The organism is Lysinibacillus sp. ZYM-1 (genome assembly GCF_001308875.1).
Taxonomy (GTDB): Bacteria; Bacillota; Bacilli; order Bacillales_A; family Planococcaceae; genus Lysinibacillus.
On record NZ_KQ465126.1, the window covers coordinates 40,108 to 58,400 of the forward strand.

Sequence of the window (18,293 nt, forward strand, 5' to 3'; positions counted from 1 at the left end):
ATGGGTTTTTTTCATTTGGATAGAGATTTCTTCTGCATGAAATCTTCATATTTTCCCGGTATACTATTAAGAAATTCTAAAATGGTGGTTACAGATGAGAAAATTATCACTGAAGCTTGGCATCATCTTTTTCATCACATTATTTTGTATCGAAACATTTATGATGTTTTTTTTACATGCCTCATTGACAAATTCAAGAGTTGAAGAGGAATTGGCGAGTTTGCAAGCAAGAGGAAATTCACATCGCACAATATTAGAACAGAACTTCAATAAGGAAACATTAGCGCATGTCGTATTGATGGAATCCGAAGAAACTACTGATGTAGTGGTCACAGATTATAAGGGGACAATATTAGCATCCTCGCAACCGCATCCTGAAATCAAAGATATGATAAAGAATTTAAATGGAATAGTACCCTACGAAGGAAGGATTCTACAAGATAACTGGCAAGAGGTGCAAGCTATTGCTACCATTAGCCCTATTCAAACACAGCAGACAACGATTGGCTATGTCTTTATGTTTCAAAATACAGATTCCATACATGCTTTAATGAAGCGTTTAAATAAACATTTCCTTATTGTTGGCATCGTCTCAGGCTTAGTAACCATTGCCGTCATCATAGTGTTATCTAGAAAGCTTGCCGAACCATTAATTCAGATGAAAGAAGCAACATTGAAAATGAGTAAAGGAGATTTTACAGTTACTCTGTCTCCAAATGGAAAAGATGAGCTTGGGGATTTATCGAATGCTATTCAGCTACTATCAAATGAGTTAAATCATTTAAGGCAGGAACGCAAAGAATTTTTATCTAGTATTGCACATGAGCTTCGCACACCGATTACCTTTATTAAAGGCTATACCGATATTCTTTATAAACGTGATTTAACAGGGCATGATCGACAAAAATATTTAGCTATTATACTAGAGGAGACCAATAGACTTTCGAGATTAATAAAGGACTTATTTGATTTAGCTAAAATGGATGAAAACTCATTTGTTATTGAAAAACAAAGTCTAAGTTTACATGCTTTTTTTATTAGCATCGAAGCTAAATTAAGCCCTGCTTTTCAAGAAAAAGATATTCATTTTGTGGTGTGCTGTGAAGAGGGATTAACACTATGGGCTGATGAAGCAAGATTAGAGCAAATAATGATCAATCTATTAAATAACGCATTAACCTATTGTAGACCGGGAGATACTACCACTGTAAATGTGAAGGAAATTAATGGCGTTTTAACCATCGTAATTCGTGATACGGGAAAAGGAATTCCTAAAAAGGATTTACCGTTTATTTTCGAGCGCTTTTACCGAGTCGAGAAATCTAGAAGTCGCGCATTGGGAGGGGCTGGACTAGGACTTGCGATTGTAAAGGAACTTGTACAGGCACACGGAGGAGAAGTGATGGTAAGGAGTGAAAAAAACAAAGGGACTATTTTTGAATTATCGTTTAAAGGAGTAGAAGCGGATGAAAACCATTTTATGCATTGACGATGAACCAAGAATGTTAGATTTATTGACCCTTTACTTAGAACCCGTTTTTCATTGTAGAGCAATGTCGTCCGTTCACGATGCGTTCATTTATTTAGAAGAAGAGCATGTGGATTTAGTTCTTTTGGATATTATGATGCCTGAAATGGATGGGTGGCAGGTTTGCCAAGAGATCAGGAAGTTTTGGGATGTACCTATAATCATGCTTACGGCCAAAGGGGAGCATTCAGATATTGTGAAAGGTTTGAACATTGGCGCAGATGATTATATAGTAAAGCCTTTTGATGAGGAAGAGTTATTAGCACGTATACAAGCGGTATTAAGGAGAACAAAAACAGAAGAAAAGGTGATTGTCTTTGAGGGATTACGCTTAGATAAAGAATCCTTTGAGTTATATTTTCGGCAAGAGGCAATCCCTTTAACACCAAAGGAATTTTCCATGATGGCCTTATTTTTAGATCATCAGAATAAAGTATTTTCAAGAGAACATCTTATCAATACAGTTTGGGGTTATAATGTTTCAATTGAAGATCGCACAATTGATTCCCATGTCCGTAATTTACGAGAAAAATTACGGAAAAGCGGTTTTCCTGCTGATGATTACTTGCAAACAGTTTGGGGAATCGGCTATAAATGGCATAAGTTTGCGGATAGAAAGCCTTTAGAACATAAAAGCTAGAAAACAAAAAAACAACCTCTACCAGACATACTGGGAGAGGTTGTTCGCATTAGTTCTCTGTTAACTCATCTTCTGTTACCCATTTATGATTTTTCACTGCTTCACCATTTATGGTGGAAGTGTAATCAACCATATAAACAGTCGTTGGTACAGCCTCTTCAATGCGGACAGTCGCGTTTTTCATTCCTTCCATATGTGTGGCAGCCGTTTTTACCTCTGTGCCAAAAGACAGTGGCCCCTCTCCTGCATCAATTAATTCCTCATGGATGACCCACTTATGATTCTCTACACGTTTTCCACCTGATGTTGGGTCATAGGAAATCGTATAAGCCGTAGTCTTATATGCACCAACAATTGTCGCTTCAGCATCTTTCATACCTTCCATATGTCCGTTCGAAATAATAGCCGTACTTCCAACGGGAAACTTCGGATTTTCAGCTTTTTTTAATGTAGCTGGTACTTCTTCAGAACTTGAATGATTCATCGTAGAATGATCCATTTCGGTTTGTTGTTCAGTCCCAGTAGTTTTATTTGACGTTGATGCAGGCTCTGTTGTATCGCTAGAACATGCTGATAACGTAAGTAAAGTTACTGCTGACAATAGCCCAATTGACCATCTTCTTTTAAATGTCATGTTAGATCCTCCTCACTATTTGCCCCTACTGTAGCAAACAAATATGCAGAAATGATGGACGTTATCTATTACAAAAAACTTCTTTAGTCAAATAACTAAAGAAGTAGATAGAGGTGTTATTGAATGGGCATGATTTTGAGTGTTTTTTGTAGTCGGTAGGCAAAGATGCCAGCGAAAATAGCTAAAATGATGTCTTTTGGAAGTGGGGGGATCATCCAGAGCCAAGCTAATCTATAAGAAAAATCTTCTGGCGCACTTGCCCATAGCTTGTAAGCAAAATACATCCAGTTTGTGCCTAGTAAATAATTGATAGCAGTTGCGATGAATGCAGCTAGGATATAGCTTTTCTTTGTACCACTTCGTTCCACAATTAATCCTGCAACAAATGCTGCTACAATAAATGTGATAATGAATCCAAATGTTGGACTTAAAATTTGACCAAAGCCTCCACCAAAGCGAGCAAAGACAGGTGCTCCTGCTAATCCTATACACATATAAACCGTGCAGGCAAGCGCTCCTTTTCTACTGCCCAAAATAAGTCCAGCTAAAATTGCAAAAAAGGTTTGAAGTGTAATTGGTACACCACCCACTGTCATAAAGGGCACAAAGGAAGTGATATTGGCACCCACCATCATTAGGGAAGAAAATAATCCAATATAAGCAATATCTACAGTTTTTAATTTATGATGACTTTGTTCTGTAACAGTTATCATGATTTCACTCCTATTTTGAAAGTTCATAATTATAGTGTAAAAAACTAAGTTATTTGTGTCAACTTTATATATTAATTAAGTTAACTCAACTCAACTCAACTCAAAAAGGTACTACCCTAATTTAAAGTTCTATGTAGACTAACTATCTATAAAAATGTATGATAGAATCGTCATAATTTTATAACTTTATATACTATTGGTGTGACATTTTAAAATATGTCGCTTAAAAGGGAAGTCGGTGGAAGTCCGACGCTGTCCCGCAACTGTAACGAGGAGTCCTATAATGTTTTTTGCCACTGTTAAAAATGGGAAGGCTTTTATAGGATCGTGAATCGAAGCCAGGAGACCTGCCAATAAGTAATACCTGTAATGCCCACGAGGATGCAAGCAATTACGGACAATAGCTGGATATTTTCTGACTTTGTTTATTCTAGGGTATTTTTGTGCGTATTTCCGCATGAAATACCCTTTTTTATCTTTATTCAAAAGAGATTTTTTGATGTACCAGGTATAGAAGACTTATCTAAATGCCAACTGAAGAGAGATAAATCCAGACTAATTTATGCGAGGGCATAATTGATTGCTTCATTCATCATATTAGTAGGAGTTTAATGGATGAATAAAAAATTTATGTTATTTTCTTTAGTACTTCTTTTAGTATTAATCGTTTCAATGACATTTGCCGTAATGGTTGGATCTGTTTCAGTGACACCATTATATGTGTGGAAAGTTATACTTTCTAAATTACCCTTTATCCAACATATGATAGAGCAAGATTGGAGCCGCTCACAGGAAATCATAATATGGCAAATAAGAGTCCCACGTGTCATTCTTGCTGCTATTGTTGGAGCAGGGTTAGCCATTGCAGGTGCAGCGATTCAGGCACTTGTACGAAATTCCATTGCTGACCCATATATTTTAGGGATATCTTCAGGTGCAGCAGTTGGGGCGACTTCAGTAATTATTTTAGGTGCCTTTTCATTTTTAGGTATGTATGCACTTTCTGTATCAGCTTTTTTAGGATCCTTGATCGCTATTGGGCTAGTATTTTTCTTATCGAGTGTGGGTGGACGTGTCTCAATCTTTCGCTTGCTATTAGCAGGTATGGCAATTTCCTTTATTTTAACAGCCATTTCTAATTTTATTTTAATGATGTCAAAGCAAGAGGGGGCTTTAAAGGCCGTTATGTTTTGGATGCTAGGTAGCCTAGCTGGAGCGAAATGGAATAATATTGTCATTCCAGCCTTCATATTTTTCGTTGTATTTGGGCTATTATGGCTATTCTATCGAAATTTAAATTTATTGTTACTTGGGGAAGAGGCTGCAGTAACATTGGGTGTCAATCTGCAACAATTTCGCATACAGCTCATATTACTTGTCTCACTCTTAACAGGGGTACTTGTAGCAGTCAGTGGTTCTATCGGATTTGTGGGGCTAATCATTCCGCATATAGTACGGTTAATTGTGGGTTCCAACTATAAATATGTAATACCGATCAGTGCATTATTAGGAGGGATTTTCTTAGTTTGGGCAGATGCATTAGCTCGAATTATTATTGCTCCACAGGAAATGCCCATCGGTATAATTACAGCCTTTTGTGGAGGGCCATTTTTCATTTGGTTACTCCGTCGTAACAATTATTCTTTTGGTGAAGGAGATTAACTTACATGACATTAGAAGCAAAACAAGTATCATTCTCCATTTACGATCAGCGGATACTACATGAGGTAAGTGTTCAAATAAAAGAAAAGCAATTTGTGGGTTTAATTGGTCCTAATGGTAGTGGAAAATCGACATTGCTTAAAAATATGTATCGTCTCCTAAAGCCTGAGAGCGGTACAGTACTGTTAAATGAGCAGGATATTTTAAAGCAATCTAGTAAAGCCATTGCCAAAAATTTGGCCGTTGTTAGTCAAGAAACACCTGTATTATTTGATTTTACTGTTCATGATTTAGTCAGTATGGGAAGGACTCCACATAAAAAGCTATTAGAGCTTGATCAGGAGCAAGATTTTCTAATTGTTAAAGATGCTCTGAAGCAAACTGGTATATCGCATCTAGCCAAACGAAGCTTTAGCTCTCTTTCTGGTGGAGAAAAAAAGCGTGTAATGGTTGCAAGAGCACTCGCACAGCAAGCACAAGTACTAATATTGGATGAACCAACAAATCATTTAGATATTCAGCATCAACTTCAGCTTATGGACTTAATTCAAACTTTACATCTAACAGTAGTAGCTGCTTTACATGACTTGAATATCGCTGCAATGTACTGTGACCAAATTTACGTTTTACAGCATGGACGCATTGTTTGTCATGGAACACCACAGGAGGTACTTACACCATCATTGCTGCAAGAAGTATTTGGTGTATTTGCCGATATTCAAACACATACACTAACCGGTAAACCTTATCTTACATATGTCCCAGAACAATTCGCAAAAAAGGTTTGCCAAGTTTAAAAACTGTACAGTAGTGCTTCGATGGATTTATCACCATTCAACAAAAAAGAAGGACGCCACTTCAATTTAAGAGGGCGTCCTGTGTTATTTAAGAAGATACTGCTTTTAATCCTGCAACTCCAATAATAATAGCAATGATACTTATTATTCGCGTAAAATTTTTAGATTCCCCAAAAAACATTATATTTACAAGCACGGCACCTACAGTACCAATACCAACCCAGACAACATAGGCGATGCTTAGTTGTAAATAATTAAAGGATGCATATAGAAGTGCAAAAGATAAACCGAAGCCACCAACGTATAATAATAAATTCCGTACAGTTTTATGTTGACTATAAAAGCGTAAACCGATGACACCTACTATTTCTGACATTGCAGCTAATATAACAAATACCCAGCCCATTATGCATCCACTCCTTTCGTAGTACCATGATCTTTCGATGGATTATCCGCTAATTTTAGGCCCATAACGCCCAATACTAAAATAATCATGAACATACCCTTAATCGCATTAAAGTCACCGTTGAAAATAAAGATATCCATTAATGTCGTACCGATTGCACCTGCTCCGGCAAAAATTGCGTAGACAGTCCCAGTAGGAAGCTTTTCACAAGCCTTTGATAAGAAGTGAAAATCGATGGCGATCATAGACACAATAATTATCCAATGCCACCATGAGTTTGCTACATTAAAACCAAATATCCAAAACAATTCAAATAAACTTGTTAGTCCAACATACATCCATTCTTTTTGCATAAATAAATTCCTTTCATAGCAATAATTAATGACTGACATTCAGTCATTTTTGAAGTAAAAGAGAACGCCACTTATGCGTGACGTAGGCCAAGTGCATGATATAAAAAGTCTAGAAGCTCAAGCTTAAGCAGTTGCATTGTTTCATCCTTGCTATCATCAAACAAATAAATCTGTTCAGCAGCAGATTCGATTAGACCAATGATAAGCTTAGCTGATCGTGATGGGTTAATGGACTCTCGAATGATTCCTTGTTGTTGAGCTGTTAATAAGAAATTACTCATCCAAGCATAGTAGGGTGAATAGATGCTTTCCCATTCTTTCAAATGCTCGGTTTGTGCAATACCTGCATAAATGAGGGCAACGATATCACCATATTCTTTTGTGATTAAGAAAATCATCTCAACAACTTCTTGAAGTTGCTGTTCAAAGGGTTTATGATCTGAAACGCCTTCTTCTACCGTAGTCATAATCCGCTCTACCATATTCTTTGCAATAGCAGGCATAACCGAAAGGCGCGATGGGAAATAGAGATAAAATGTTCCTTGTGCAATACCAGCTGCCTTTACGATATCTGAAACCTTCGTTTTTTCAATTCCTTTTTTTCTAAACACTTCAATGGCTGCTTGAATAATTTTTTCTTCCTTTGACATGCTATCCCTCACTTTGCCTTACTGATTAGTATGTTACAGGAGAAGAAAATGAATGTCAACGAAAAATGACTGATAGTCAGTCATTTTTGTGAAGTATAGTTGCTTTGACTTCTGGGAACTTTATGATTGAAAGGATTGATGATAATGGAAGAGATTAAATTTGCACAATTAGATTCACAGCAACTTGCCAAAATTAATGAACTTGAGAAAAAAATTGGTGTAACATTAGTTGCTTATGATTCCTCATCCATGCCACCACATGGTTCTGGCGCTTATGAGACAAATAATAGCACGACAAACAATCATCCATCATAATAAAGTGAGAAATGCCTTGCAGTTAATGTAAGGTATTTTCATTTTAAGTAACACTTAAGGAGTGAATGAACATGAAAGAATTCTATGCTGATTTACATATTCATATTGGTCGTACTTTTAGAGGCCGGGCTGTGAAAATTACTGGGAGTAAAACATTGACATTAGCACGCATTTTAGAGACTGCTAGTGCGAGAAAAGGGTTGGATATCATAGGTATCATTGATTGCCATTCACCAGAGGTCATAGAGGAAATGAAAGAGATGATTGACCGAGGTGAACTGATCGAGCTAGCAGAGGGAGGGCTACGTTATCTAAAAACGACACTGATTCCAGGATCAGAAATAGAAATCTATGATCAACATTGCCATGGTCCAATTCATGTGCTTGCTTACTTCCCTACATTATTACTAATGGAGCAATTTTCAAATTGGATGTCTCAACATATGAAAAATATCCATTTAAGCTCACAGCGAATTTATTGTGATGGAAGAACATTACAACAAAAAGTACATGAATTGGGAGGGCTTTTTATCCCTGCACATGTATTTACACCCTTTAAAAGTTTGTATGGCAAAGGTGTTCATCGTAGTTTAACAGAGGTCTTTGATCCGCAACTTATCGATGCGATTGAATTAGGTTTAAGCTCAGATACAAACATGGTGAGCCATATTAAAGAACTTCAAGCATACACATTCGTGAGTAATTCAGATGCACATTCTCTTGGAAAACTAGCACGTGAGTATCAAAAATTACGATTAGCAGAAGCGAATTTTGCTGAATTACAAATGGCCCTTCATGAACAACAGGGCCGAGCGGTAATAGCCAATTATGGCTTAAATCCATTGCTTGGTAAATATCATCAGACAGTTTGTGCTAAATGTGGAGAACAACTTAGTAACGAAGCAATAATTTGTACGAACTGTGAAAGTACACAAATCGTAAAGGGCGTTGCTACACGTATTCAAGAATTATCAGAGGAATTTTCAAATGAAAGAAGTAGACCGTCTTATATCCATCAGGTACCACTTGATTTTATTCCTGGTCTTGGTCCAAAAATGATGGAACGATTACTACAAGCTTTCGGAACAGAGATGAATATTTTACATCGAGTTACATTCGAACAGCTTGCACAAATTGTGCCACATAAAATTGCCAAATTAATTGATGCAGCTAGAACAGGTCATTTAGCTATTGAAGTTGGAGGTGGTGGCATTTATGGAAAGATACAAATTGAATAGATAAAGAGAAAATGTTTCAAAAAGATTGTTGGTTTTTTAACCTATTTTTAACTCTCTTCTAGTAAAATAGTTAAAACAATTACTATTTTTAGATAGAGGAGAGCGTATATGCAATTTTCAAAGAAATTCCGTTTTTTAGCTACAAGCATACTTGCACTACAGTTAACGATACCTGTCGCAGCTAATGCTGACGATCCAAAAGATTACATAGCACCAAGTTGGATTGCACAGGTAGATTATGTAGCACTAGGTGATTCAATTGCTCATGGGATGAACGAGGTAGGAGTAATCGGATTAGGCTACACAGATTTTGTTGCACAAACTTTACAAGAAGAGGGCTTCATCACTTCTTATAACAAAGGTTTTGCCATGTCAGGCTATACAACAAAAAATGTTTTGGCAGATATACAAAATGATGTTGCAAAAACGGTGACTGGTTTTGGTTATCCGACAGACCAAGTAAAGTTAAAAACATCTATAAAAGAGGCAGAGATCATTACACTAACTGTTGGCGCTAATGATTTATTACCAATATTAAAAGAGTCCCAAATAACAGGGGTGGACGCAGTTGCCATCGTTAAGGCTACGAAAGAAGCTGTAACAAATATTGCAACAATATTAACTGAAATTAAAAAGTTAAATCCACAAGCTGAAATTTATGTGATGGGATATTATAATTCGTTCCCTTACTATAGTGAGAACTTACAAAATCAATTTAAAATACTATTGGCAACAATGAATACAACAATAAAAACAACTGCTGAAAAAGCTGGAGCGATTTTTGTACCAACTTATGATGTTGTGGCCAAGGATGTTCCAAACTACCTTCCAAATCCAGAAAATATTCATTTAAGTGAAGCTGGTTATTTTGCATTGGCAAATGAAGCATTTTTACCAATCATTAAAACTAGCTCTTTATGGGATGTAACGAAAGCTATTCAAGTAGATGTAAAAGATCGTACAACTGTAGAAGTAAGGTGGCAAGAAGCGACGGATAATGTTGGCATAGAGAATTACGAAATTTATGTAAATGGAAAATTAACGTCAACATTGAATGCAGATACAACTAAGGTGACGCTCAACGATCTAACAGAGAATACAGCCTACACTATTACAGTAAAAGCAATTGATGCTGCTGGTAATGAAAGCGTTCAAAATCCAAAAGTAACTTTCACTACAGGAGGGTCGATACGCTTTACAGATACAGTCAATCATTGGGCGAAAGAGTATATTCAACAAGCAGCAGAAGCAGGGATGATGAATGGCTATCCTGATGGAACGTTTAAACCTAATCAAAATGTGACACGAGCACAAGTTGCTTCTATACTAGTGAGAAGTTTAGGCTTAACAACACGGGAAAAGGCACCATTTACTGACATATCAAATTATGATGCAAAAACACAGTCTGAAATTGCAGCAGCGTACACACATGGCATTATTAAGGGTGCCGATGGGAAATTCAACCCCACAAAACCTGTAACACGCGCTGAATTAGCAGTGATGATTCAGCGTACCTATGAACAGCAATTTAAACAACCTTATATTGTACAAGGGGGTTTGCCATTTACAGATGTTGCGTCATATAATGCTGAGACAAAACAGGCCATTACGATGTTATATGAGTTAGGAATTATAACAGGAGATGGAGGAAAATATTCACCAGCAGCTTCAACCACAAGGGGGCAAGCAGCTAAAATTATGGTGAACTTGAATCAATTATTCACGAAGTAAAAAAAAGGTAGAGGTAAAACAGCACCTCTACCTTTTGACGTTTTTGCTACAAACAAAGTATAGTCTTACTAGGTTGTATATGGTAATAAAGAGAGGAGAATGGGGATGTTATCATTTATCTTATCTGCCAAAAGATTAGTTAAAGGATTGTGGCGGTCATTTAAACGACCACAGTTTCTATCACTATTTACAACATTATTCCTTATCATTCTATCCGGTACTTTGTTTTACAAGGGTACAGAGGGTTGGCATTGGCTAGATGCCATGTATTTTGCTGTAGTCAGTTTGATTCCAACAGGCGTAGAAACTGGGCTATATCCAACAACCTCTTACTCGAAGATTTTTACAATGATTTATCTCATTGTTGGTACGGGTGTAATGTTTATTATGTTGCTCATGCTGGGGCGCTCTCTCGTCGATTTTTCCTTAAACGAGGATGAAAAAGAAGAGGTTAAGAAACGTTTGAAAAAGTAAAATAGCCGTACAATCAATCTGATGAAAGATTCATTGTACGGCTATTTTTTATGAAAGTTTTGCAATAATGCCTTCTTCATCGTCTAAAACAAGTTCAATACCTGTTGAGAAGGGATCACCATGTAGAACATCCTTTATCCAAACGCGCAAGGCGCCTATTATGGCTGCTGTATTGAGTATTTCCATTTGACCACTTACTTCAACCTCTGCGCCGAAGCCCGTGTCATCATCATATGTCAATTCCACAAGAACATCCTCTGGGCGAATGTTCTTGTAATACGCTTGGGATAAACAAATAGCGTTAATAATATCTTGTTCGTTAATTATTTGTGCCATTGAGCTTCCTCTTTGCGTTTTTTATCTTTAAACATCTTCATAATTTTTACGACAAGCATCACAATAACGACAATTGCAGCTACGTTAATGAGTAATCCTAAAATATTTCCAAGTAAACCCATGCCGCTAAATAAGCTACCGAATAATAAACCTGCAAGTCCCCCAAGCATTAACCCTTTCATAAGGCCACCTGAGAAGAAACCACCTTTTTTAGTTGTATCCACTTTATTTGTAGAACTTGTGTTGTTTTTATTTGTTGTTGCATTTTTTTGATCTTTAGAAGTATCCTGGGACTTCTGGATATTTGAGCTATTGTTATTGTTTGAGAAGCCTTTTTTACCCGATTTATAGGATTTAGCTTCTGCTGTTGGTGTATCTGAGATGAATAATGTTGCACCAACTGTGGAAAATATCAGTGTCGCTGCAAATAGAGCGGCAAGAATTTTTTTCATTACTTACATTCCTCCAATATAATTTTTAATTTGGTCATAAACTAGTTCTTATATAGTAATATTACATGAACTATATTAAAAAATAAAACCAATGCCTTCTATAAATGAGCAATATCAAAAAATTTGAACAAATAGTGACAGATGATGTGGTTGTAAAAATTATCTAATAGAAAGGGGTGAAACGATGCTAGCAACATTAATAATTTTCATCTCAATATTTTTATTGCTGTACCTGACAGAAAAAAGGCGCTTCCTCAACGCGGTAGCTCTCGGTCTGATAGGTATATATATAGTCAGAGCGCTCATTATTCACTATCCTTTATTACTACCTGATGATCAGGGGATCATTTCAGAAATGGGGATATTTATTATTCTAGGAAGCTTTCCAAGTATCATGTTTATTTTATCTATAGCCATGTTTTTTAATAGTAAAATTTTATTGGAGAAGGAAGGACGTAAAGTACGAAATTTAATGTTGGCCATTATGGGACTAAGTTTTGTTATTATGATGATATGGTACGTATTCGTCATTTTTATACAAATTGAAAATGTACTTTGGCATATTCTTTTCTTCTATGCGTTTTTGATTTTTGGCTATACAATGTTTTTATACACAAGTGTCCTAGCATACGCCATATTGTATCATTTCACACCCATACGCTATGAACCGAGTTATATAATAACACTAGGCTCAGGGTTAATTGGCGATAGAGTCCCACCACTTTTAGCAAGTCGTTTAAATGAAGCGGTAAAGCAATACAAGAAGTACGGGGAAAGACCGTTTATCATTGTCTCCGGTGGTCAAGGAAATGATGAAAAAGTATCAGAAGCAAAGGCTATGAAAAAATATTTATTAGATGTCCATGATATTCCCTCTAAAAAAATTCTAATGGAAGATCAATCGACCAATACAGAAGAAAATATGGTCTTTACAAAAAACATTATGGACCAACATGCTCAAGGAGAAAAATATCGTTCCATATTTGTGACAAATAATTTTCACGTATTTCGTGCAAGTCTCTATGCAAAAAAAGCAAAACTAGATGCAGAAGGGGTTGGCTCAAAAACAGCCTTTTACTATGTTCCTAATGCATTTACACGAGAATTTATAGGCTTATTAGAAATGAATAAATGGGCCCATACTACAATTTTTTTAATCATTACGCTATTCATAGGCTTACTGTTGAGAGCGTATGTGTAACCAAAATTCAACTGTCTTCCATATAATAATGGCAAGACAGTTTTTTACATAATGTGCAAGGGAGGAAAACAATGTACGAGCAAATTTTAGCGAAGCGCAATAAAGAACGAATTAATTCCTTACAAAGTATAATACAAACAAAAAATACATGGTTTGCTCAAAATATAAAATTACTTTCATTCGATGAAGTTAACTTGGCAGCCTTGCAAAAAATACTGTATCAAATAGTGCGAGGGTTATTAAAAGACCAGCAACAGCGTCATTTGCAAATTGTCGTTTCAGATCAAACTCAATCTGTGCAAGACAATGTATTAACGCTGTTAGCAGAATATGATGATTTGTTGCGTGATGCCATCCCGCAGCCAATCTATATACTCGTTTGGCAAATTTCATCCCTCGAAAAGTTAGCAAGCAGAATAGAAGTAGTAGATGATGTACTTGATGTAGTTGAATGGTATTTCTGCCATCAAGATGATCAAGTCAAGATTTTAGATGAGGAAGATTTAGATCATGAGGTAATGATTGATTTATATAAAGAGGCGGTTGAGGACCAGGATACGGATGCGCAATATCAGCTGGGGGAATATTACAGCGCAATTGAAGGGGATTATTTCCAACCTGAAAAATCATTAAAATGGTTTGAATTAGCTGCCGCTCAGGATAATGCAGATGCCCAATACGTGTTAGGTAATTTTTATTTTGAGGGAATCGGTGTTGAGGAGAATTATGCTCGGGCTTTTTCATTATATGAAAAAGCAGCTTTACAAGGGCACGCAGATGCTGCCAATAATTTAGCAGATATGTACTTTAATGGAGAGAGTGTGCCAAAGGATTTTACACTAGCAAAAAAATGGTTTGACTATGCTGCTAGCAAGAACGTTGCGGAGGCCATGTTTACGCTAGGAATTATTTATGAGCAAGGATTAGGCGTTAAAAAAGATGCAGGTGCAGCTTTTAATGCCTATAAAAAATCTGCCGAAACAGGGTATGTTGAAGCTCAGTATCGTCTTGGTGGTATTTATTTAGAGGGGCGTCTTGGTCAAGCAAAAGATATAAATCGAGGTCTATTTTGGTTTGAAAGAGCGGCAGAACAATTCCATATTGATGCCTTTTATGATTTAGGTTTTATTTGGAGTAAAGGATTAACAGGCATTCGGAATATTGAAAAGGGAATTCATTGGTTTAAACAGGCTGCTCTGCAAGGGGATGCTGACGCCAAGCTACAACTTGGACATATATATCATAAAGGTGAAGGAATTGCCAGAAATCTGAAAGAGGCTATTAAGTGGTATGGACTTGCAGCAGATGCTGGCATTGAAGAGGCTGCTAAAATATTACAGGAACTTAAGGGATTGTAAATTTTATGTTAAAATTTCATAGATCTTTAAGATTATTTATATGATCTTGAGCAATGGTTCTTTCGTATAGTAAAAAGCTCTATTTGTAAGTATTAAGGATCATTTAGGTTGAGGGCATAAAATATTAATATAGTGATATTTAATGAGGACCTATCGGAAAATAGAAAAAAGGTAAAAAAAATAAGCATAATCAAACAAACAAATAGAAGAAAAGGCTACCAATAATATTGTGGTAGCTTTTTTATTGATGATTTCAGGCAATTTAACAGCAAGGACTTTATATATACATTATGTAAAAAAATGGTACATATAAGATTGACAGTAATTTTTAAAATGTTTAAGGTAAATGAGTAATTTTGAAAACAATCATACATAAATAAATCGACTGTAGTTAATGTATAGAGCAGATCTGTTTGTTGAGTACAAATCACCTTTTAATTAATGATTGAACAATAAGTGACCGCTTTTGGAGGAGTGTGTCATGTGAAATAGCGGTAGCAAATGGAAACATAGTAATATGGCTAGCCTATTTTATCGGTATTTTTATTTGTATCAATCAATATGTTAAAAGGTATTTGTTGTTTCTCAGCCTGATAAAAGTAAACGGAACGAAAGAGGGAAGATAAGTGATTTTTCAAAAACAGAGAAAGACAAAGGCATTGGATTTACAGCAATATACTGTAAAAATGGATTTATCTAATCGCCAATTAATGGCTAAGCAAATTGAAATGCTGAATTTAACGAAGCAGGACTTACAATATTTAAAAGCATTCCAGCCGTATGTTATGGACAATATAGATCACATTGTAAACCGTTTTTACAATATGATAGGTACCGAGCATCATTTGGTAGATATTATTAGTCATCATAGTTCTGTAGAAAAGCTTAAAGTAACATTACGGCAGCATATTATTGAAATGTTTAACGGAACGATTGATGAGATGTTTTACCAAAGGCGTGTGAAAATTGCAAAGGTGCATGTTCACATTGGGCTTAGAACACAATGGTATATCTGCGCATTCCAAGATTTATCTCTCTCATTTATTGACTTAGTTGAACAAAATATCGATCAACCTCGAGATCAGTTTAATACCATTAGAGCGATTTCTAAAATTTGTAACTTTGAGCAGCAACTTGTTTTAGAAGCATTTGAAAACACTGTTGAACAGCATAAAGTAAATATGGAGCAAGAAAAAGAAACAATTGAACGGCAAATTGTAGAATCCTCGGAATTGCTTGCAACCATTTCGCAAGAAACAAATAGTTCATTTTGCAGTCTAAGCGAACAATCTGATGAAATTGAACAATTAGCTAAGAAATCAATTGATGTGTCCACCCTAGCTGAAAATCAAGCACTGGATGGACGTGAATGTTTGAAAAAGCAATCACAAAATATGAACAATATTATTCAATCTCTTCATGATATAGAAGAAAATATTGAACAATTGTCTGGTATGTCAAAGGAAATGGAAACAATCATGAGTGTCGTTACCAATATTGCCAATCAAACCAATCTGTTGGCTTTGAATGCCGCTATTGAAGCTGCCCGTGCTGGAGAAGCGGGGAAGGGATTTAGTGTGGTGGCTGATGAAGTACGTAAATTATCCATTCAAACAAAAGAATCTGTCACAGCTGTTGCATTGTTATTGCAAAAAACGAGTGAACGAACGGAAAAATTGGAGCAATCTCTTACTAATATTCAAGAAGAAGTGGCATCTGGTGAGGAAAACATGTTACACACTGAAGGCCAATTTACGAATATACTGGGAGCGATGACAGAAGCAAAAGATCAAAATGATTGCATGGCAATGAAAATTAAAGCAATTGCAAGTATATTAAGTGAGTTGGGTACTTCTTTTTCGGAAGTAACAAATTCCGCAGAAAAATTAGCAAACTTTGCCCAAAATTTAAAAGGTTAGATTACTAGTTATAATAAACACTATAGTACCTATTATTATGTGTCTTTAGTATTCATAGATCTCATAGAGTTACATACTCATAAAGCTAGGGTTACCTCACGGATGAGGTAGCTCTATTTTTGCTAAATTTGTAAAGGGTTTGACGTAACTTTCAATAAAAATAAGTTTATACTGTAGACAGAACTAAAAATAGGGGCGGTTTACTATGAAAACAGTTGTTGTATTAGGTGGCGGTATTACTGGGTTATGCACAATGCATTATCTACAACGTCAAGTGAAGGAAAAAAAATTAGATGTTCAGCTAGTGCTCGTAGAAAAAAATACATATTTAGGTGGCAAATTATATTCGGCATATGAACAAGACTTTATTATGGAAACAGGTGCTGATTCTATTGTAGCCCGCCATAAAGGTGTAATGGAGCTAGTGCAGGAGCTAGGTTTTGAAGAGAATCTCGTTTACAACGAAACAGGTATCTCCTATATTTATACAAATAACGAACTGCATGCCATTCCAGTAGATTCTACATTTGGTATACCTATGAGTTTGACATCTCTTGAGGAAAGTACACTCATTTCTGAACAGGCAAAACAAGAAGCACTAAAGGATTTAACTCTACCCAATGCAGGTTTCACGAAAGAAAGCTCGATAGGGGAATTTTTAACCTATTATTTAGGTGAAGAGCTAGTGGAAAATCAAATTGCACCCGTCCTGGCAGGTGTTTATTCAGGTGACTTACACCAGCTTTCTATAGCCTCCACACTACCATATTTAATTGACTATAAAAATGAATATGGAAGCATCATTAAAGGTTTCGATGCGAATCGTGAGCAATTTGTTAAAGCTTCTAACAAAAAATTTATATCGTTCCAAAATGGTTTATCCTCTTTAATTGAGCGATTAGAACATACGTTAACAGATGTAGACATCATCAAGGGTGTTGCAACAACCTGTGTCAAAAAACAGGAGAACCAATATATGATTTCCTTAGCAAATGGTCAAAACATTGAGGCAGATCATGTTGTCCTAGCATTACCGAATGAAGCAGTTCAAAGCATATTGCAGGATGAATCCTTAAACCGTTATTTTGATCAGTTTACTACAGCATCAGCAATTACCATTTATCTAGGTTTTGATGTACCTGACTCTAAATTACCAGCGGATGGAACGGGCTATATTGTATCGCATAATTCTGATGTCACTTGTAATGCAGCAACTTGGACGAGTCGTAAGTGGAAACATACATCGAAAAACAATAAGTTACTTGTGCGCCTTTTCTATAAGAATATTAATCCAGCGTATGAGCAATTACGTGATATGACTGAAGAAGAATTGGCAGCGGTAGCTTTAGAAGATGTTCGAAAAAGCTTGGGAATCGAGGAAAAACCAACAGTAGTTAACGTCACAAAGTGGATTGATCAGATGCCTAAATATGACTTAGCTCACCGTGAAGCATTACAAGGATTACTATTGGAACTGAATGAAAACTATCCGAATTTATCGATTGCAGGTTGTTCTTATTTTGGAGTAGGTATTGGCGCTTGCATTCAAAATGGGAAAAAAATTGGTGAGGACCTTGCTGAAGAGCTATCCAATTTCTAGGATTTTAAGCGAAAAAATTCTTTGTTATGTGAAATAGTCTTGACTCATTCGTCTGTAAACGATATGATTCTTTTAATTATTTAAAAAATTCATACTTAATTCTTATCAAGAGAAGCTGAGGGACTGGCCCGATGAAGCTTCAGCAACCAACTTTTTGTCAGGTGCTAAATCCAGAAGACCATTGAGTCGAAGATGAGAAGGAACAACAATGATGAGTCGTTAAAGCCTTCTTTTTATATAAAGAAGGCTTTTTATTATACAGAGATATAGGAAGAGAGGCTAGTTT

19 protein-coding genes and 2 riboswitches are annotated in these 18,293 nt (G+C 36.1%); of the genes, 12 read left to right on the forward strand and 7 right to left on the reverse strand.

Annotated features, from left to right (window positions below):
* Window positions 1–94 precede the first annotated feature (94 nt).
* Together AO843_RS16070 and AO843_RS16075 are read left to right on the forward strand one after the other, a co-directional pair.
* Entirely contained in the window at window positions 95–1,489 is a 1,395-nt protein-coding gene (locus tag AO843_RS16070) for a HAMP domain-containing sensor histidine kinase (protein ID WP_054612106.1), read from the forward strand.
* Window positions 1,467–2,168, forward strand: a complete 702-nt coding sequence (locus AO843_RS16075; protein ID WP_054612107.1) for a response regulator transcription factor — start codon at window positions 1,467–1,469, stop codon at window positions 2,166–2,168. Before AO843_RS16070 ends, AO843_RS16075 begins: the two co-directional genes overlap by 23 nt.
* Window positions 2,169–2,217: 49 nt before the next feature.
* Here AO843_RS16075 and AO843_RS16080 read toward each other — a convergent pair whose 3' ends face one another.
* Both AO843_RS16080 and AO843_RS16085 read right to left on the reverse strand, forming a co-directional pair.
* Window positions 2,218–2,802, reverse strand: coding sequence for a YdhK family protein (locus tag AO843_RS16080; protein ID WP_054612108.1), 585 nt, complete (start codon window positions 2,800–2,802; stop codon window positions 2,218–2,220).
* A 116-nt stretch (window positions 2,803–2,918) separates the two neighbouring features.
* The gene (locus AO843_RS16085; protein ID WP_054612109.1) at window positions 2,919–3,515 is read right to left on the reverse strand and encodes a biotin transporter BioY; all 597 of its coding nucleotides are present in this window, start codon (window positions 3,513–3,515) and stop codon (window positions 2,919–2,921) included.
* Window positions 3,516–3,695: 180 nt separating this feature from the next.
* Window positions 3,696–3,885: riboswitch (cobalamin riboswitch) on the forward strand.
* A 245-nt stretch (window positions 3,886–4,130) separates the two neighbouring features.
* Here AO843_RS16085 and AO843_RS16090 point away from each other — a divergent pair.
* Both AO843_RS16090 and AO843_RS16095 read left to right on the forward strand, forming a co-directional pair.
* On the forward strand, window positions 4,131–5,177 hold the full coding sequence (locus AO843_RS16090) for a FecCD family ABC transporter permease (protein ID WP_054612110.1): 1,047 nt from the start codon (window positions 4,131–4,133) through the stop codon (window positions 5,175–5,177).
* A 5-nt stretch (window positions 5,178–5,182) separates the two neighbouring features.
* Window positions 5,183–5,974, forward strand: coding sequence for an ABC transporter ATP-binding protein (locus AO843_RS16095; protein WP_054612111.1), 792 nt, complete (start codon window positions 5,183–5,185; stop codon window positions 5,972–5,974).
* Between the two features lie 88 nt (window positions 5,975–6,062).
* Here AO843_RS16095 and AO843_RS16100 read toward each other — a convergent pair whose 3' ends face one another.
* The 3 genes from AO843_RS16100 to AO843_RS16110 all read right to left on the reverse strand — a co-directional run bounded on the left by AO843_RS16100 (window position 6,063) and on the right by AO843_RS16110 (window position 7,383).
* Complete coding sequence (locus AO843_RS16100; RefSeq protein ID WP_054612112.1) at window positions 6,063–6,380, reverse strand: DMT family transporter; 318 nt, start codon at window positions 6,378–6,380, stop codon at window positions 6,063–6,065.
* Window positions 6,380–6,733, reverse strand: coding sequence for a DMT family transporter (locus tag AO843_RS16105; protein WP_054612113.1), 354 nt, complete (start codon window positions 6,731–6,733; stop codon window positions 6,380–6,382). The genes AO843_RS16100 and AO843_RS16105 overlap by 1 nt, the downstream gene beginning before the upstream one ends.
* A gap of 71 nt (window positions 6,734–6,804) precedes the next feature.
* Window positions 6,805–7,383 carry a TetR/AcrR family transcriptional regulator gene (locus tag AO843_RS16110; RefSeq protein WP_054612114.1) on the reverse strand — a complete coding sequence of 193 codons (579 nt, stop codon included), beginning with the start codon at window positions 7,381–7,383 and terminating at the stop codon, window positions 6,805–6,807.
* 144 nt (window positions 7,384–7,527) lie between these two features.
* Here AO843_RS16110 and AO843_RS16115 point away from each other — a divergent pair, with 144 nt between their 5' ends.
* The 4 genes from AO843_RS16115 to AO843_RS16130 all read left to right on the forward strand — a co-directional run bounded on the left by AO843_RS16115 (window position 7,528) and on the right by AO843_RS16130 (window position 11,141).
* Window positions 7,528–7,698, forward strand: coding sequence for a hypothetical protein (locus AO843_RS16115; RefSeq protein WP_197278942.1), 171 nt, complete (start codon window positions 7,528–7,530; stop codon window positions 7,696–7,698).
* 71 nt (window positions 7,699–7,769) lie between these two features.
* A complete protein-coding gene (locus AO843_RS16120; protein WP_054612116.1) occupies window positions 7,770–8,936 on the forward strand; it encodes an endonuclease Q family protein in 1,167 nt (388 codons plus the stop codon).
* 108 nt (window positions 8,937–9,044) lie between these two features.
* Window positions 9,045–10,667 carry an S-layer homology domain-containing protein gene (locus AO843_RS16125; protein WP_054612117.1) on the forward strand — a complete coding sequence of 541 codons (1,623 nt, stop codon included), beginning with the start codon at window positions 9,045–9,047 and terminating at the stop codon, window positions 10,665–10,667.
* A 105-nt stretch (window positions 10,668–10,772) separates the two neighbouring features.
* The gene (locus tag AO843_RS16130) at window positions 10,773–11,141 is read left to right on the forward strand and encodes an ion channel (protein ID WP_054612118.1); all 369 of its coding nucleotides are present in this window, start codon (window positions 10,773–10,775) and stop codon (window positions 11,139–11,141) included.
* A 48-nt stretch (window positions 11,142–11,189) separates the two neighbouring features.
* Here AO843_RS16130 and AO843_RS16135 read toward each other — a convergent pair whose 3' ends face one another.
* On the reverse strand, window positions 11,190–11,477 hold the full coding sequence (locus AO843_RS16135) for a DUF2653 family protein (protein ID WP_054612119.1): 288 nt from the start codon (window positions 11,475–11,477) through the stop codon (window positions 11,190–11,192).
* Window positions 11,465–11,929: a hypothetical protein gene (locus AO843_RS16140; protein WP_054612120.1), complete on the reverse strand. Its 465-nt coding sequence runs from the start codon at window positions 11,927–11,929 to the stop codon at window positions 11,465–11,467. The genes AO843_RS16135 and AO843_RS16140 overlap by 13 nt, the downstream gene beginning before the upstream one ends.
* A 184-nt stretch (window positions 11,930–12,113) precedes the next feature.
* Between AO843_RS16140 and AO843_RS16145 the strand changes: the two genes are divergently transcribed.
* The 4 genes from AO843_RS16145 (at window position 12,114) to AO843_RS16160 (ending at window position 18,007) form a co-directional block, all read left to right on the forward strand.
* Complete coding sequence (locus AO843_RS16145) at window positions 12,114–13,130, forward strand: YdcF family protein (RefSeq protein WP_054612121.1); 1,017 nt, start codon at window positions 12,114–12,116, stop codon at window positions 13,128–13,130.
* 71 nt (window positions 13,131–13,201) lie between these two features.
* Complete coding sequence (locus tag AO843_RS16150; RefSeq protein WP_054612122.1) at window positions 13,202–14,488, forward strand: tetratricopeptide repeat protein; 1,287 nt, start codon at window positions 13,202–13,204, stop codon at window positions 14,486–14,488.
* A 626-nt stretch (window positions 14,489–15,114) separates the two neighbouring features.
* Window positions 15,115–16,407 (forward strand): globin-coupled sensor protein, encoded by a 1,293-nt coding sequence (locus AO843_RS16155; protein WP_054612123.1) that lies wholly within the window; start codon window positions 15,115–15,117, stop codon window positions 16,405–16,407.
* A gap of 205 nt (window positions 16,408–16,612) precedes the next feature.
* On the forward strand, window positions 16,613–18,007 hold the full coding sequence (locus AO843_RS16160) for a protoporphyrinogen oxidase (RefSeq protein ID WP_054612124.1): 1,395 nt from the start codon (window positions 16,613–16,615) through the stop codon (window positions 18,005–18,007).
* A gap of 99 nt (window positions 18,008–18,106) precedes the next feature.
* Window positions 18,107–18,206: riboswitch (SAM riboswitch) on the forward strand.
* Window positions 18,207–18,293 lie beyond the last annotated feature (87 nt).